The following is a 17,271-nucleotide window of genomic DNA, read 5'->3' as shown; positions in this document are numbered from 1 at the left end:
GTCTCGCGCGCGCCGCCGTCGGAGTCGGAGTCGGTGTTGGTGAGGGGGTGGGCATGGGTGGTTCCTCCTTCTCGTGTCATTCCTCGCGCCGGGCCGCACCGGCCACGGCGATGTTCAGGAACCGCGGTACGGGCCGCTCCCGGTCGCGGAAGTCCTCCGCGACCGCGGCCCGCACCGCCGCCAGTCGTGCCTCGGGCAGCAGCACCAGTACGCTCCGCCCCGGCTGTTGTTGCGCCGGGCCGGGTGGCCAGGCGCTCAGGGCCCCCGCCCGGCGGGCGCAGGCCACGGCCCGGGCCAGGTCGGCGGGCCGGTCCGCCGGTTCGCCGCGGACGGCGACGAGCACCAGCCGTGCGCCCGAGGCGGCCGGGTCGAAGGTGACGTACCGGTGCCCTCGGGGCTCCGCGGCGAGCAGCAGGGCCTTGCCGGGCAGGGCGAAGAGCGCCGCCCGGCGCAGGGTGTCGTCGCCCTCCGGCAGGGCATCGGCGAGCAGCCGGGCCAGGTGGGCGCGGTCCGGCTGCTCGCCGGCCGGCATGTGGGCGTCGGCCACGGCGAGCGCCATCGCGCAGTCGGCGGGCTCGGCCGTGGCCAGCCCGGCGGCCGCCGTGAGCGAGCCCTGCACGTGGAGATCGGTCCCGCCGCGGCCGTAGCCGGCCCGGGCGAGGGCCCGCAGGACGGCGTACGGGCGTGCGGCCCAGGCGGGCGCGGCCGGGGGCGGCCCGGACAGGGACAGCGGCAGATCGCAGCTGTCGGCGGGGTGGGAGAGGGAACTGAGCCGCACCAGCCCGTCGGTACGGGGAGCCGCGGCTGCGGCCGTGGGCCACCCGGCGGCCGCGACGAGCCCGGGCGAGCCGAGGTGGAAGGCGTACGGGGCGCTCCACACGGCGGCGGGGGGCCGCCCGTGCGCGGCTTCGAGGGCGTAGGCGACGAGCCGGAACAGCGGATCGGCGGTGGCCCTCCGAGCCAGGTCGCCTCCGGCGGGCTCGACTGGTTTGGGGGTGGTCCCCCGCCCCGGTTCGCCTGCGGCGGGGTCGACCGGCCTGGGGGTTGCCCCCTGGCCCGGTCCGCCTCCGGCGGGGTGAGCGCTGTCCGCGTTGCCCGTGCGGGCGGCGGCGCCGGGGCGGCCGGGGGCCGGCGGGGCCCCTCCCGCGGGGGCGGGGGGCGTCATCGGAGGGCCTTGCGGGCCAGGAGGCGGTAGGCGTTGCCGCCGTCCGTGTGGTGGGCGGCCGCGGTGCGCAGGGCGTCGAGGACCACCGCGCCGGCGAACAGGGGGAGGGCGCCGGCGCGAACCGCGGCCGCGAGGGCGCGGGTGCGGGGAGTGGGCGGGGGTCCCCAGGGGCGGTCCGGGTCCGGGGCCAGGCGGGTCGCCGTCAGGGCCACCGCGCCGAAGAAGTCGTTGCCCTGGTGGGCCGGGCCGTGTTCCTCGGCGAGGACGGTGAATCCCCGGTCGGCCAGCGCCTCGCGCAGGTTCGCGGCCGGGATCAGGTGCTGGTGCTGCGGCTGGAACCACGGCAGCCACGCCGGGCCGAGGAGCCGGGCCATCCGCGATTCCGGGTCGGGCAGTTCGATGGCCAGGTGCCCGCCGGGGGCGAGGACGGCCGCCGCCGTGTCCAGTTCGGCGAACGGATCCCGGGTGTGCTCCAGGTAGTGGTACATGCTGACCACCTCGTACCGGCCCGCCAGCTTCGACGCGAACTCCGGGAACTGCCCCTGGAATCCGGTCTCCACCCAGCCGCGGCGCTCCGCCTCGAGGACCCCGTCGCCCATGTCGAGCCCGTCGAACCGGGTCAGCGGCCAGACGGCCCGCGCCGCGTTGCAGAAGTGCCCGTGCCCCGTGCCCACATCGAGCCAGGACGCCGGCTCGGCGTGGGGGAGGAGCATCTCGGCGCGCCCCCGGTAGGCGGCGCCCAGCCGGCCGAAGACCGTGCCCGCTCCCTCGCCGCCCCGCCCGTCGTAGAAGTCGCGGTAGTAGAACTCCAGCCCCTCCACCGTCAGCCGGGGGTTCTGGAAGACGTGTCCGCAGTCCCCGCACTGCTCCAGCGTGAACCGGCCCGGCTTGCCCTGGAGTTGATCGGGCATTCGGACCCGGACGGACAGCCGGTCGGAGCCGCACCACGGGCAGTCCTGGCGGCGCGGTTCGAAGAACCGGTCGGTCCCGGCGGCCAGATCGTCCCGGTAGGCGGAGGCCCGCGCGGCCTGCGGACCGCCGGACCCGGTCCGGTCGGCCGCCGCGGCCGTACGCAGGGCGGCGCCGAGGGAGCGCACCGGCCGGGCGGCGGTGGCCCGGGCCAGATCGGCGGGTCGCAGCGGGGAGCCGGGCCCCCCGAGGGCGAGGTACGGCTGGAGCCAGTACAGCCCGGCCGCGGCCGCCCCCCACCGGCCCTGGCGTACGGCGACCCCCGCGAGCAGCGCCAGCCCGCACAGCTGCGCGGCGGCGAGCGCCCGCGGCGGCAGCCCCTGGGCCCGCAGCTCGGCGGCCCGCGCGGGCCCGGCGGCATCCACCTCCGGCCCACAGCTCAACGCCGGCGCGATGGCCAGCCCCGTGGCCCCGGCCGCGTACTCCTTCAAACGGCGGGTGAGAGCGAGGAGTTCCGCCGGACCCGGGCGCGGCCCGCCCGGATCCACCCCGGCCCGTTCGAGCACCTCGTCGGCGACGAGCACCGCGAACCCGGCCCCGCGCCCCTCGCCGAGCCGATCCTCCCGGTACCGGGCGGGATCGACCAGGCGCAGCAGCCCCAGCGCCCGCTCGGCGGCCAGATCCCCGGGCACCAGGTCCAGCACCCGCAGGCCCTCCCGGTCGGCGTGCACGCACGCGGCGAGGAAGGTGGCCGCGTCGGGCTCGACCCCCCGCGCGGTGAGCAGCCGCCACCCGGCGGCCCGCGGCACCCCGGCCGCCGTGGGCGGGACGACCGGCAGCACCGGGATCGCCCGGAGCCGGCGACCGGCCCGTAAGGTGCCCGCGCCGAGCGCGGCCAGCAGCACCGCGGAGGTCCACCGGACCCGGACCGGGACCCGGGCCGGGACTCCGCCCAGGCTCCGGCTCCGGAAAATCGGGGGTGGGGTCATATCAGCTTCTCCAACCGGTCGGCCGCGGCGGCGGCACCGCCCGCCGCGGCGAATGAGGCCTGGATCCGCCGGGCGGACCGGCGGGGGCCGGGTTCGTCCAGCACGGCCGTGAGCGCGTCCCGCAGTTCCTCGGCCCGGGTCCGGCCGAACCGCACCCGGACCCCGGCCCCGGCGCGGACGACCTGCTGGGCCACGATCGGCTGGTCGTCGCGGATCGGCGCGACCACCAGCGGCAGTCCGTACGCGAGGGCCTCGCAGACGGTGTTGTGGCCGCCGTGGCAGACCACCGCGTCCAGGTGCGGCAGCAACTCCAGCTGCGGGACGCGCTCCTGGAGCAGTACGTGGTCCGGCGCGGCCCCGACCAGGGCGGCCGGCGCCGCCAGCACCAGCTGCACCTCCGCCGCCAGCCGCTCGGCCGCGCCCAGCACCGCGCCGTAGAAGCGGCCGCCCGCCTCCTGGTTGAGGGTGCCCAGGGAGACCAGCACCCGCCGCCGGGCCGGGTCCAGCCGCTGCCAGGGGAATCCGGAGGCCGTCGGCCGGGCCCCGAAGGCCGGGCCGACGAAGGCGTAGTGGGGCGGGAAGCCGCCGTCCGCTCCCACGAGTTCGGGAGTCGAGAAGACCAGGACCAGCCGGTCGGAGAAGCGCGGATCCCACTCCCGGCCCCCCTCACCGCCGTCCCCGTCCGGGCCGTCCGCCCCGAACTCCCGGAGCAGGCCCGAGATCCGCTCCGCCACCCACTCCCCGACCTTCGGGAAGTCGGCGAAGGGCCGGGTGAGTTCGGCCGAGGTGCTCGCGGACGTCGCCCACGGGACGCCGAGCCGCCGGGCGACCAGCGGCCCGGCCAGGGCCTGCTGGTCCGCGACCATCACGTCCGGCTCGAAGGCGCGGACCGCCCGGGTCACCCCCGGCACCATCGCCCGGGCCAGCGGGACCAGCGCCTCCTCCCACAGGAAGCGCAGCGCCCCCACCCCGCGCAGATCGCGCCAGCGCGCGTGCAGCGCCGAGTAGCCGCCGCCCGCCTCCTCGCCGGCCGGCAGGATCCGGGCCGACGGCGGCAGCAGCCCGGCCAGCGCCGAAGCCGGCCCGGTCCAGGCGATCTCGTGGCCCCGGGCGGCCAGTTCGGCCCCGACGGCCACGGTCGGATTGACGTGCCCCGCCAGCGGCGGCACCGTGAACAGCACCCTCATGGGACCAGCGCTCCCACCCGCGGCCGGGCCGCCGCCACCGGGGCCGCGGGTGCGGCCGTCGCGTCGAGATGGGCGAGCACGGCCTCCCGTAGCGCCCCGCTGCTCTCCTTGAGGACGTCGTGCCCCAGGCCCGGCAGGATCCGCAGGCTGCCGTGCGCGGCGTGCCGGGCCAGTTCCCGGGCGCCCGGCACCAGTTCGGAGTGCTCCCCGCAGACGATCAGGACCGGGCAGTGGAGCCGGGCGTAGTCGGCGGGGGTGAAGGTGCGGCTCGCGGCGATGTCGTCGATCAGGGTCGTGCGGTTGAGCAGGTCGTCGGCGATGGCCGTGAGGTGCGCGGCCTTGCGCAGGCGCAGGGTGAGCAGCTCCGCCGGAACCGGACTGTCCTCCAGGCTGAGGGCGGCGGCGGACAGGGTGTCCACCATGTTCTCCACCCACGCCCCGCCGAGCGGGGGTTCGAGCAGGGTGAGCCCTGCGACGAGGTCGGGCCGGGCCAGGGCGGCGTGCAGGGCGAGGGTCCCGCCGTAGCTGTTGCCGACCAGGTGCACCGGGCGCCGCCCGAGGTCCAGCGCGCCGAGCAGCGCGAAGAGGTCCCGTACGGCGGTGCGGCTGTCGTAGCCGGCGGGCGGGCGCTCGGTGCGGCCGTGGCCGCGCAGGTCGTAGAGGACGACCTCGTGCCCGGCCCGGGCCACCGGCACGGCCAGCGGACAGTAGAAGGAGGACAGGTTGTCGACGACCAGGCCGTGCAGGAAGACGACGACGGGCTGGTCGGCGGAGCTGCCGGTGCCGGCGGTGGCCGGGAGCCGCTGGACGTGGACGCGGAGGGAGTCCGCGAGGACGAAGGCCATCGCGGGCTCAGCCGGCCGTGGCGGCGGAGACCGCCGCGGTGGACGGGGCAGCGGGGATGTCGGCCGCGTCGGCGGGGTCGGCGGTGGCCGAGTCGGCCGCCGCCCGTGCCAGGGAGGCGTGCGTGATCCGGCCGATGTGGGTGACGAGTTCACCGACGGACATGGCGAGGATGGCGTCCATGTCCTTCTCCGCGAGGAAGCCCATCAGATCCACCTCTGCGCCGTAGCGGTGGTGGAGGAGCTCGGCGAGGGCGACGAACTCGATGCTCTCCAGGGCGAGATCCTCGTTGAACGTCGTCTCCATCGTGACCTCCTCCGCGAGGAGGTAGTCGTCGCCGACGATCTCCACCAGCATGGCGGTGATCTCGGCGAGGATGTCAGTTGCCATGACGTGTCTCCGTGAGGTGGAAGGGGACGGTGGGCGCCGCCGTGCCGTGGGCGGTCCAGGCGACGACGTGGTCGAGCGGCGCGGAGCCGAGCAGGGTGGTCTCGATGGCGTACGGGTGCCCGTCGGGGGACCGCACCAGCAGGCCGCCGGAATCCGGGTCGCCGGACACCCGCCAGTCCCGCGGCCGGCCGCCGAGCCCGCTGCCCTCCGCCTTGGCGGCGGCCTCCTTGGCGCACCACAGGGCGGTGAGCGCGGCCGGCAGGCCCGTGCCCTTGCGGGCGGCCAGGGCCTCGGCCAGGCGGAGTTCGTCCGGTCCGAGCGCGATGCGGATCAGCGCGTCCGGGTCGGCGGTCACCGGCTCCACGTCGATCCCGACGGCCCGGTCGGGGTGGGCGAGGGCGACCGCGATCCGGTCCTTGTGGGCGATGCTCAGCCGGTGTCCGCGGGCGAGCGGGCCCTCGGCGACGGGGCGGCCGGCGGGGTCGTTGCCGATGGGCACCTCCGCCGGGAACACCGGCCCCGCGCCGCCGTCCCACAGCAGTTGGCGCAGCGCGTCCTTGGCGGCGATCCGGCCCAGCAGCCAGGGCGCCCGGGCGCGCGGCGACAGCCGCTCGTAGGCCGCCCGTTCGGCGGCGCCCAGGTAGCGGCGCATCACGAGCTCCTGGGAGGCGGGATCGGACCAGCGGCGCCGGGCCAGGCACCAGCCGGCGGGCTGGGGTTCGCCGATGCCGCACACCTCCGGGGTGAACTTCATCGGCCAGACCCGCTCGTCGGCGCCGAACCGGCGGTACGTCCACCCCTCGATCCGCGCCCACACCTCGCCGCCGGCGCGGCGCAGCTCCACGTCGCCGCGCACGGTGACGTCGTGCACCTCGCGGATCCGGGCGGTGGCGGAGACGAGCTCCTGCGGGGCGGGCGGCGGCCCGGAGTACCGGATGCGGTCCACGGTGGCCGGGAACACCAGCCGGTCCACCGGGAGGCGCAGCTGCATCCAGTGCCCGAACAGCTGGCCGGCGGCGTCGAGCAGCGCGCCCGGGTCGGGGAGCGCCCGCAGGACCCCCTGGATCCCGTCCGAGCCGACGGTCCGCACCTCGTGCACGGCGGCGAAGCGGGGGCCGTGGAACATCCACCGGTCCCGGTAGAGCGCCCCGGCGCTGACGGGGGCGGGCCGCGGGTCGCGCAGGGGCGTGGTGTCGGGCGCGGGCGGCTGCCCGTAGTGCCCGGGCTCGCCGAGCAGGACGACCACCGTGGCGTACGCCCCGAGGCCGACCCGGTACCGGCCGGGCCCGTCGCCCCGCACGGTGACCTCGACGTCGACGGCCGGTTCCACGGGGAGCCAGCGAAGGGCCCGTACGTCCTCGTAGCCGAGCACGGCGAGGCCGGGCGGGGCGTACCGGCGGGCGGCGTCGGCCGCCAGCTCCAGCATGGTGGTCATGGGCACGACGGGGAACCGGTCGGAGTCCTCCGGCCAGTCGTCGGGCTGCAGGTACACGCAGTGGTCCCGTACGTAGGGCAGCGCGGCCAGGGAGACGTGGAGGGTGTGGTTCCCCGTGGCGCTCGGCGCAGGTGTGGGGCCGGGCTGCGGGCCGGGCTGCGCACCGGGCCCCGTGCCCGCGACCGCACCCGGCCCGGCGAGCGGGCCGGCCGGCTCCGGCGGGCGCCCGGCCGACCAGGCCTCGCTGACGCTCCGGGCCGCCGAGCGGGTGTCGCTGAGGACCGCGTCCAGGGCGGACAGGAGGACCGGTCGGAGTCCGGTGGGCGTGGGTTGGGCGGCCTCTGTGGTCTGCGCGGTCTGTGAGGTCTGTGAGGTCTGCGCGGTTGCCGGGACGGCCGGAGCCGGGGGCAGGAGGCCGCCGAGCGCCGTCCGGGCCTCCTCGCCGAGGCGGACCAGGGGCGAACCGAGGTCCAGCGGCACGGCACGCCCCGATCCGGCCGGGGCGGCGGTCGCCGGCCGGATGCCCGTGGCGCCCGACCCGGTGTCTGCCGGCCCCGCGGGCCCGGCGGACACCGGCCCGGAGCCCGCCTCCTGCTGCGTGCGCCCGGCAGGGAACAGCCGGTCCCAGCGCGGCGCGTGACCCTCGACCCACAGCGCGGCGCACGTGCGGCTCAGGGACGCCAGGCCGGGAAGGCGGGGGGAGGAGGTGGACACCGAGAGGTGGGGGCGCTCGCGCAGGGTGTCCTCGACGAACCCCGGCAGGCTGCCGGGGCCGAGCGTCACGAAGCTCCGCACGCCCTCCTCCTCGTACAGGCGCAGCGTCAGCTCGCGGAAGCGGACCGGCTCCAGGAGGTGGCGGACCACCAGCTCGCGCACCTCCTGCGGGGCGGCGGGGAACGGCGCGCACGTGGTCGCCGACCAGACCGGGAGGACCCCGGGCCGCAGCGGCAGCCGCGCGAACGCGGCGCGCACCTGGCCGAGGTACGGCTCCCACATCGGGGTGTGGAACCCCGAACGGAACGGCAGCTCCTGCCCGATCACCCCCTCGCCGCGCAACCGCGAGACGACGGTGGCCACTTGGTCCGGATCCCCGCACACCACCGACTGGTGCGGGCAGTTGTCGTGGCTGACCACCACCCGGTCCAGCCCGTGGAGCGCGGCCTCGGCCCGCCGCGCACCGCAGCCCAGCGCCGCGTACACGAGGTCCGGGACCTTCAGCGAGCCCGGGCGCAGCGAGTCGAGGAAGGTGTCGGCCGCCTCCTGCGGGTACATGCCGGCGGCCACCATCGCCGCCCACTCGCCGAGGCTGTGGCCCGCCAGTACGTCGGCTTCGATGCCGAGGCCCGGCAGGACCCGGGCGAAGAAGCGGCCCGTCGCGAGGGCGTCGAGGGCCCGTTCCACCAGCGAGGCACCCCGGGTGAGCCGGGGCGGGATGAGCCGCAGCCGGTCGGCCACGTCGTCCACCACCGGTGCGAACTCCGGCTCCAGGCCGGGGAACAGGAACGCCGTCCGCCCGCCCAGCGGCTCCGGCGTGAACCACACGTCGCCCCTGCCCCGCCAGGGCCGGCCGCGCGCCACGACCTTCGCGGCCAGGGCGAGGCGCTGGGGCGTCGGCCCGAGCACCGCCACCCGGCAGGGCCCGCCGCCTACGGGCACCGGGAAACCGGGGTCCGGGAAGCCGGGGTCCGGGAAGCCGGGGTCCGGGGACACGGATGCCGCCGAGCCGGAGTCCGCGCCGCCCGCCGCCCGGGAGGCCGACGCGAGCCGCGCCGCCAGTTCGGCCGTACTGTCCGCCGCCAGCAGCAGTACGCCGCCCCGCGCGGCCCCGCCGACCGGCGCCGCCGAGCCCCCCAGCGGCAGGAACCGGCGGACCGGGGCGGCCGGCCGGGCGGCGGCCGCCGGAGCCTCCTCCAGCACCACGTGCGCGTTGATCCCGCCGAAGCCGAACGCGTTGACCCCGGCCCGGCGGGGCAGCGGCCCGCGCTCCCACGGCTCCGCGGCCGTCACCGGCCGCATCCGGGTCCGGGCCAGGTCCGCGTGCGGCTCCTCCAGGTGCAGCGTCGGCGGCAGCACCCCCTCGTGCACGGAGAGGGCGGCCTTGATCAGTCCGGCCATGCCGGAGGCCTGCATGGTGTGGCCGAGCATCGACTTCACCGAGCCGAAGCCGATGCCCCGTCCGCTCGGCTCCGGCGGACCGAACACCTGGGCCAGGGTGTCCAGTTCGGCCGCGTCCCCGACCGGTGTCCCCGTACCGTGCGCCTCCAGCAGCCCCAGCGCGCCCGGCGCCCGGGGATCCAGGCCGGCCTCCCGCCAGGCCCGCTCCAGCGCCCGTACCTGGCCGGCGACCAGTGGACTCATCAGGCTCGCGGCCCGGCCGTCCCCGGCCACCCCGGTACCGCGGATCACCGCGTAGATGCGGTCGCCGTCGCGCTCCGCGTCCGCCAGCCGCTTCAGCAGCACCACCCCGGTGCCCTCGGACAGCAGGGTCCCGTCGGCCCTGCGGTCGAAGGGCCGGATCCGCTCGCTCGGGCTCAGCGCCCGCAGCTGCGTGAACACGCTCCACAGCGTGGCGATGTGGCAGTGGTGCACGGCCCCGGCGACCACCGCGTCACAGCGCCCGCCCGCCAGCAGTCCGACCGCCTGGTCCACGGCCAGCAGGGAGGAGGCGCAAGCCGCGTCGAGGGTGTAGGCGGGGCCGCGGAAGTCCAGCCGGTTCGCGGTGCGGGCGGCGGTGAAACTGGGCACCAGCCCGATCGAGGCGTCAGGCCGCTCGGGACCCAGCGCGTCCTGGAAGGCCGACCGCACCTGCGCGATCCGCCGCTCGCCCAGCTCCGGCGCGAGCTCCCGCAAGGTCTGCGCCAACTGGTGGGCGGTGCGCACCCGTTGGTCCAGCCGGGCCGTGGCCACGCCCATGAACCCGCCGCGCCCCAGCACGATCCCGATCCGGGAGCGGTCGGCCGGCAGCCGGTCCTCGCCGCCCGCGTCCGCGATGGCCTCGGCCGTCGCGTGCAGGGCCAGCATCTGATCCGGCTCCGCTCCCTCCACGGCGGCCGGCATGATCCCGAACCGGGTCGGGTCGAAGGCGGCCAGCCCGTCCACGAAGCCGCCGCGCCGACAGTAGAAACGGTCGCCGGCCGTTGGTTTCGTTGCGCCGTCCGGGTCGTAGTACACCTCGGGATCCCAGCGTCCGGGCGGGACGTCGCCGATGGAGTCCGTACCGGCGAACAGGTTGCGCCGGTAGCAGGCCAGGTCGGCGGCGCCCGGGAACACCGCGCCCATTCCTACGATCGCTGCGTCGGTGGGGCGCGGGCCGCCGGGCCGCCGGCGCTCACTCATCGCCGCTGTCCTTTTCCGGGGATGCGGATGCCGATGGCGATGGCGATGCCGATGCCATCAGGACTACCTGTACGTCGTTTCCGTACGCCAGTTCGTCGAGGAACGCGGCGGTGCCCGCCTCCGGGGCGATCAGCGGGATCCCGCGCCGGGCGTACGCGCGCTCCAGCTCGGGGGTCACCATCCCGCCCGCCTCCGCCGCCCAGGGGCCCCAGTCCACGGCCAGCACCCGGCCCGGGAAGGACTCCGCCCAGGTGTGGGCCAGGCCGTCGAGGGCGTCGTTGGCCGCGGCGTAGTCGCTCTGGCCGCGGTTGCCGTACACCCCGGCGACACTGCCGAACAGGGCCAGGAACCGGGGAGCGGGGCACGACCCGTGCTCGGCGGCCGCGGCGGCCAGGTGGCGGGCGCCGGCCACCTTGGTAGTGAACACCTCGGTGAAGTCGGCCGGCTGCTTGTCGCGCAGCAGTCCGTCGCGCAGGATCCCGGCGCCGTGCACGATGCCGTCGAGCCGGCCGTGGCGCGCCCGGACATCGGCCACGACGGCCCGTACGGCCTGCTCGTCCGTGACGTCCGCGCAGTGGTAGCGCACGGAGGCCGCCGCTGTGGCGAGGGCGGCCAGGGCGGCCCGTACCTCGCGCTCCGCGAGGATCCGCGAGGCCGCCGCCTCGATCTCGGCGGGCGTACGGAGCCCCGCGGCGATCAGCGCGGCGCGGAGGGCGACCCGGTCGTGGGCCTGCCCGAACTCATCGGCGTCACCGGTCGGTTCGGGCGTGCGCCCGATCAGCTCGATGTGGCATCCGGTGGCGCGGGCCAGGGCGAGGGCGGTGCGGGCGGTGATCCCGCGGGCGCCGCCCGTGAGCAGGACCACGGAGTCGGGGTCCAGGGGTGGGGCGCCGCCGGTTGCGTGCAGGGGGGCGGGGACGGGGTGGCGGGTGGAGCGGGTGCCGTCCAGGGTGTAGCCGACTGAGGGTGGGGTGGGGGCTTCCGGCGTGGGGCTTCCGCCGTCTCCGGCTTCCGGGTTGTGGCCGCCGCCGTCTGTGAGTTCCGTGACGAGCTGGGTCGTGATGCGTTCCTGGTCCTCCTTGGGGTGGACCTCCACCGCGCGGATCAGCGTGCCGGGGAATTCGAGGGCGGCGCTGCGGGCGAAGCCGTGCAGGCCGGCGCCGGGGGTGCCGGGTGTGGTGACGAGGAGGAGCCTGGGCAGGCCGGCGGTCAGGGCGCGTTGCAGGCCGGGGAAGGCCTCGGGCAGGACCGGCTCGGCTCCCGGCCGCAGTGCGGACAGGTCGATCAGGCCGTCGAAGCCGGCCTCGGGCGTGGGCAGGACCTGCGCTTCGGCGCCGTGGGCGCGCAGGGCTTCGGCGAGGGTGCGGGCCAGGCCTTCGGTGTCCTCGACGATGCCGATGCGGAGGTTGCGCAGGGCTGTCGTCGGGTCGGGGGCGGGGGCCGGCGGTGCGGGCCGGAGCTCTATGCGGAGGCGGGTCACCGGGGGTGTGGTGGGCAGTGGTTCGGGGGCGGTTCCGACGGAGCCGTCGGGGGCGCCCTGCGTGTGGGACACCACCCAGTCCACTATTCCGCGCAGGGTCTTGATGCGGGACAACTCTTCGACTGCGGACTCGGCCGAGCCGCCGGGGTCCTGGGGGAGGCCGATTCGGTCGGCCAGGGCACCGATGATCTCGACCCGCTTGATGGAGTCGATGGACAGGTCCGCCTCCAGGTCCAGCTCCGGGTCGAGCATCTCCCGGGGGTAGCCGGTCCGGGTGTGGACGATCTCCAGGACGGCCTCCATGACCGACTCGGCGGACCGGGCGGCCGGCGGCGCGTCGTTGGCGGGGTCGGTATCGGTGGGGGCGGTTCCGGCGGGGCCGGTCGCGCGCCGGGGCACCTCCTCGGGCGCCGAACGTGACCAGGGGTCGGAGAGTGGAAGCGGCGTTGCGTTCGGCGCCCTGCGGGGGCGCCCCGGCACACGCCCGTCCCCGCCGGAACCGCCCTGGCTGTCCGGACTTGCAGCGCCCAGGTAGCCCAGGAGGATGTCCCGTTGGGCCTCCACCAGTTCGCGCGTGCCCCGGAGGTATTCCAGGACTGCCTCCTCGCGTCGGTCTGGGGACGGGGACGGGGGCAGGGATACCCGGGTGGGTGGGCGGAGGCCGCCGGATACCGGGGTGCCGGTCGCTGTGCGGACCAGGTGGCCGTCCACCAGCCAGCCCGGGCGGCCCGGGGCTCGTTCCGGGAGTTGGGTGGTTCGGCCGCGGAACAGGGCCTCGGGGTCTATTGCCACGCCCGTTGTCGTCAGTTCCGCCAGTGCCGTGAGCAGGCGGACCAGGCCGTGTTCGCCCGGTACGTCCAGTGGGACCGCCGTGTGGGGGCGGTCGTGGAGGATGCGGCCGATCAGGCCGGTCAGGACCCGGCCCGGGCCCGCTTCCACGAAGGTGCGGACTCCGGACGCGTACATGGCCTCCACCTGCTCCACGAACCGGACCGGCTCCGCGACCTGGCGTGCTGCAAGGCCTCGTACGGCATCGGGACCGGGCGGATAGGGGGAGGCCGTGGTGTTCGACCAGACCGGTACGGCGGGGTCGGCCACCGCCGTACCGGCCAGCTCCGTGGCGAGCGTCGTCGCCGCGCCCGCCACGACCGCGCTGTGGAAGGCGCAGGCCACCGGGATCGGCTCCGCCGACAGGCCCGCTTCCCGGAGTGCGGCCACTGCCGTGGAGACGGCTGTCGTCGGGCCCGAGATCACGCATTGACGGGGTGCGTTGTGGTTGGCCACCACGCAGCCCGCGCGGGCCGCGATCTCCCGGACTTCGGCCGGTGCGGCGGAGACGGCTGCCATGGAGCCCGGGTCCGTGCCGGCCGCCGCGAGGATCGCCTCGGCGCGGCGGGTGCTCAGCCGCAGGAGGGTCTCCGTGTCGTAGGCGTCCGCCGCCCAGAGCGCGGTGAGCTCTCCGTACGAGTGGCCGGCCACGGAGTCGGGTCGGACGCCGAGGTGGGTGAGGAGGCGGTGTGCCGCCGCTCCGGCCAGGCCCAGGGCCGGCTGGGCCATCCGGGTGTCGGTGAGCGCTGCCCGCTGGGCCGTCCGGTCCTCGGTGGTGAAGGCCGCCGGGGGGAACATCGCCCTGACCACCGTGGTGGGAGCGGTGTCCAGGAGTTCGCGGAGGAAGGGGAAGGCGGTGAACAACTCGGAGAGCATTCCGGGTCGTTGGCTGCCCTGGCCGGGGAAGAGGAACGCCACCCGGCCGGGGTCGGCCGAGTCCTCCCGTACGTGGACACCCGGGCCGGGAGTGAAGGTCCGGGCCTGTTCCAGCCGGGTCGCGAGCTCGTCGGGGTCGGCGGCCACGATCGCCACGCGGATCGGGCCGGAGCCCGTGGCGGCCTCCGCGGCGAGGTCGCGCAGTGCCCATGGGCGGCCGGCGGCGTCGTTCTCCTCCAGCCGGGCCGCGAGCCGCGCCATCGCCCGGCCCGCCGCCCGGCGGTCCTCACCGCGGAAGCAGAACAGCTCGGCGGGCCACTCCTCCAGGCCGTGCCGGGGCTCCGCGGTGCCCTCGTAACCGGCCAGCACCGCGTGATAGTTGGTGCCGCCGAAGCCGAAGGCGCTCACGCCCGCGATGCGTTGGCGCGGGGGCGCCGCCCAGGGCCGGGCCTCGGTGTCGAAGGTGAAGGGGCTGGTCTCCGCCTGCCAGGCCGGGTTCGGCGTGTCGATGTGCAGGGTGGGCGGCCGCACGCCCGTGTGGACGGCCCGCGCGGCCTTGATCAGCCCGGCCAGGCCGGCCGCGCACTTGGTGTGCCCGAGCTGCGATTTCACCGAACCCAGGGCGCAGGATCCGGGCGCGGCGCCGGAGGCGGTGAAGAGGTCGGTGAGGACGGTGAGTTCGGTGCTGTCGCCGACCACCGTGCCGGTGCCGTGCGCCTCGATCAGGCCCACCTCGCCCGGGGTGATGCCGGCCCGGGCGTAGGCCCGCTCCAGGGCTCGGCGCTGCCCTTCCGGGCGGGGCGCGGTCAGGCCCAGGGACCGGCCGTCGCTGGCCGCGCCGACCGCCTTCACCACGGCGTACACCCGGTCGCCGGCCCGCTCGGCGTCCGCGAGCCGCTTGAGGACGAGTGCGCCGACGCCCTCGCCGAGCGCGATTCCGTCGGCGGCGGCGTCGAAGGGGCGGCAGCGGCCGGTGGGGGACAGGGCACGGACCGAGGAGAACATCAGGTAGTCGTTGATGCCGTTGTGCACGTCGGCTCCGCCGCAGACCACCATGTCGCTGTCTCCGTCGCGCAGTTGGCGGCAGGCGAGGTCGAGGGCGGCCAGGGAGGAGGCGCAGGCGGCGTCGACCGTGCAGTTCGCGCCGCCCAGGTCGAGGCGGTTGGCGACCCGGCCGGCGATGACGTTGGCGAGGATGCCGGGGAAGGAGTCCTCGGTGAGCCGGGGCAGCTGCTCGTCCAGGGCGGGCGGGACCTCGCCCAGGTAGGCCGGGAGCAGTGCGCGCAGGCCGTACGCGCCCGCCAGTTCGGTGCCGGCCTCGGCGCCGAAGACCACGGAGGTCCGGGAGCGGTCGAACTCCCGGTCCCGGCCGTAGCCGGCGTCCGTCAGGGCCCGCGCGGAGATCTCCAGGGCCAGCAGCTGGACCGGCTCGATCCCGGCGAGCGAGGCCGGCGGGATGCCGTGCGCGAGGGCGTCGAAGGGCACGGGCCCGAGGAAGCCGCCCCACCGGGAGGGCGTGCGCTCGCCGGCCCGGGCCGGGTCGGCGTCGTAGTAGAGCGCCGGGTCCCAGCGCTCGGCCGGCACCTCGGTCACGGCGTCCGTACCGGCCAGGATCCGTGCCCAGTAGGCGGCGAGGTCGGGCGCCCCGGGGTAGGCGCAGGCCATTCCGACGATGGCGATGTCGAGCGGATCGGCGGCCGCCGCCCGATCCGGCCGGGTATGCGGCCCGGTGACCTCCCGGGCCCGCCGGTCCAGGAAGCGCGTCGCCCCCTCGGTCACCTGCGCGTGCAGCGCGGCCACGGTCGTGGTCCCGTCCCGCAGGGTCGCCGCCTGCCCCAGCATGAACAGCCCCTCCGCGTACTGCTCCTCCTCGCCGACGGCTTCCAGCCGGGGTGCGTCCGGGGCGTCCGCAGCATCCGCTGGCTTACCGTCCGCTCCGGTGTCGCCGGCGCGGCGGAGGCCCTTGGAGGCCAGCCGGAGGCGGCCCAGGTTGAGGTGTTCCAATTGCTCCCAGACGTCCCGCGGTTCGAGGCCGGCGGCCGTGAGGCGCCGGCGGGTGGCCTCGAAGGCCTCGGTGTACGGGGTCGCCGCGCAGCGGGTCGCGTGGCCGGGCGCGGTGTGCAGCAGCACGGTGTCGGCGCACTCCACCGCCGCCCGCTGGAAGACCGGCCGGACCGCCCCCGCCGCCACGGCCTCCTTCGTGAACAGGTACGCCGTACCCATCAGCACCCCGATCCGCGCCCCCCGATCGGCCAGCGGCGCGGCTGCCGCCACGGCCATCGCCGCGGAGCGCTCGTCGTGGATGCCGCCCGCGAACAGCACGTCGAGGGCCGCCGGTTCGGGGCAGGACAGCAGCCGTTCGATCTGCTCCTCCCAGAGCGGGAACGAGGCCCGCGGACCGACGTGCCCCCCGCACTCCAGCCCCTCGAACACGAACCGCCGCGCCCCCTCGGCGAGATACCGCTCCAGCAGCCCCGGCGACGGCACGTGCAGGTGCGTCCGGATCCCGGCCGCCTCCAGCGGCGCGGCCTGCGCCGGGGTGCCGCCCGCGATGATCGCGTACGGCGGGCGGGCCTCGGCCACGGCGGCCAGCTGCTCGCGCCGCAGCTCGGCCGGGGCGAAACCGAGCAGGCCCACGCCCCAGGGGCGGTCCCCGAGCCGCTCGGCGCTCTCGGCGAGGAGCCTGCGCACGTCGGGGCCCGCCATGACCGCGAGCGCCAGGTACGGGACCCCGCCCGCCGCGGCCACCGCCTCGGCGAAGGCCGCCTGGTCGCTCACCCGCGTCATCGGCCCCTGGACGACGGGCAGGGCCCGCTCCAGCGGCCGGGCCCGTACGGCGGCGGCCAGATGCCCGGCGATGGCCTCCCGCACGGCCTGGATCACCCCGCCCGTGGTCCGGTGGCGGGCGGCCAGCCGGGCCGCCGCGGCCCCGTCCTGCCCGACGGGCAGCAGCTGCGCCCGCAGGTCCCGGGCGCCCAGCAGCGCGGCGACCTGCCCCTCCGGCGGCGGGGGCAGGTCGGGCCGTGCGAACACCCGGTGCCCGTCGACGAGGCGGGTCTCGGAGCCGTCCATCGCCCGCAGTGCCGCCGCGACTTCGGCCGGCAGCGCCTCCTCGCCCTCGGCGGTCAGGGCGAGTTGTACGTCGAGCAGCACCCCGGCGGCTCCGCCCGCGACGGCCGCGGCCGCCGTGTGCGGCCCGATCCCGCCGCACGCCCGCACGGGCACCGCGCGCCCGGGGTCCGCGAGCAGCTGCTGGAGCAGGACGAAGGTGGTGGTCCCGCCCACCCGGCCACCGGCTTCGTGGCCCTTGGCGACGAGTGCCTCCGCCCCGGCGGCCACGGCGGCCGCGGCCTCCGCCGGGCTGGTGACCTCGGCCCACACGCGGGGCCCGCCGGACGCCGCGGCCCAGGCGGCCACCTGCTCCGGGGTGTGCGCCGCGGGATCGGCCAGCAGCACGGTGTCCACGGCGGACGGCAGCTCCCCGGGCCCGGTCGGGCAGCCCACGGGCACCCGCACCCCGTAGCGGCCGCCTTCGCCGAGCCGGCGGGCCAGTTCCGCGAAGGCGCGCCGCGCGGCGCTCGCGTCCCGGCCGAGGTCGAGCAGCCCGAGGGCCCCGGCGCGCTCGGCGGCGGTCACGATCCGCGGGTGTGGCTCCTCGAACGGACTGACCGCGACGACCAGATCGCGGGTGGCGGCGGCGGACTGCGGGGGATGGGGGGTCACGGGCGCTCCTCTTCCAGTGCTGTGTGACATGGCGCTGTGCGGGGCGGAAGAACCGGGGAGAGCGATGAGAACTGCGGGTCGTGCGGACCGGGCGCCTCTTGCGCACACCG

General features: G+C 76.8%; 7 protein-coding genes. All 7 read right to left on the bottom strand.

All coding sequences use genetic code 11. From position 1 onward, the window contains the following. Window positions 1–76 precede the first annotated feature (76 nt). From ACFWBN_RS11665 to ACFWBN_RS11635, 7 genes are read right to left on the bottom strand one after another with little or no spacing between them, the layout of a single operon-like run. Complete coding sequence (locus ACFWBN_RS11665; RefSeq protein ID WP_385174391.1) at window positions 77–1,165, bottom strand: galactokinase; 1,089 nt, start codon at window positions 1,163–1,165, stop codon at window positions 77–79. Continuing rightward, window positions 1,162–3,063, bottom strand: coding sequence for a methyltransferase domain-containing protein (locus tag ACFWBN_RS11660; protein WP_385174389.1), 1,902 nt, complete (start codon window positions 3,061–3,063; stop codon window positions 1,162–1,164). Before ACFWBN_RS11660 ends, ACFWBN_RS11665 begins: the two co-directional genes overlap by 4 nt. After that, a complete protein-coding gene (locus ACFWBN_RS11655) occupies window positions 3,060–4,250 on the bottom strand; it encodes a glycosyltransferase (protein WP_385174386.1) in 1,191 nt (396 codons plus the stop codon). Before ACFWBN_RS11655 ends, ACFWBN_RS11660 begins: the two co-directional genes overlap by 4 nt. Next, the gene (locus ACFWBN_RS11650) at window positions 4,247–5,095 is read right to left on the bottom strand and encodes an alpha/beta fold hydrolase (protein ID WP_385174383.1); all 849 of its coding nucleotides are present in this window, start codon (window positions 5,093–5,095) and stop codon (window positions 4,247–4,249) included. Before ACFWBN_RS11650 ends, ACFWBN_RS11655 begins: the two co-directional genes overlap by 4 nt. A 7-nt stretch (window positions 5,096–5,102) precedes the next feature. Further along, complete coding sequence (locus ACFWBN_RS11645) at window positions 5,103–5,483, bottom strand: acyl carrier protein (RefSeq protein ID WP_385174380.1); 381 nt, start codon at window positions 5,481–5,483, stop codon at window positions 5,103–5,105. Continuing rightward, window positions 5,473–10,254 carry a beta-ketoacyl synthase N-terminal-like domain-containing protein gene (locus ACFWBN_RS11640; protein WP_385174377.1) on the bottom strand — a complete coding sequence of 1,594 codons (4,782 nt, stop codon included), beginning with the start codon at window positions 10,252–10,254 and terminating at the stop codon, window positions 5,473–5,475. The genes ACFWBN_RS11645 and ACFWBN_RS11640 overlap by 11 nt, the downstream gene beginning before the upstream one ends. Continuing rightward, the gene (locus tag ACFWBN_RS11635; RefSeq protein WP_385174374.1) at window positions 10,247–17,161 is read right to left on the bottom strand and encodes an SDR family NAD(P)-dependent oxidoreductase; all 6,915 of its coding nucleotides are present in this window, start codon (window positions 17,159–17,161) and stop codon (window positions 10,247–10,249) included. The genes ACFWBN_RS11640 and ACFWBN_RS11635 overlap by 8 nt, the downstream gene beginning before the upstream one ends. Window positions 17,162–17,271 lie beyond the last annotated feature (110 nt).

Source organism: Streptomyces sp. NPDC059989, assembly GCF_042736975.1.
GTDB lineage: Bacteria > Actinomycetota > Actinomycetes > Streptomycetales > Streptomycetaceae > Streptomyces.
This window is presented reverse-complemented; position numbering and strand designations above follow the sequence as displayed.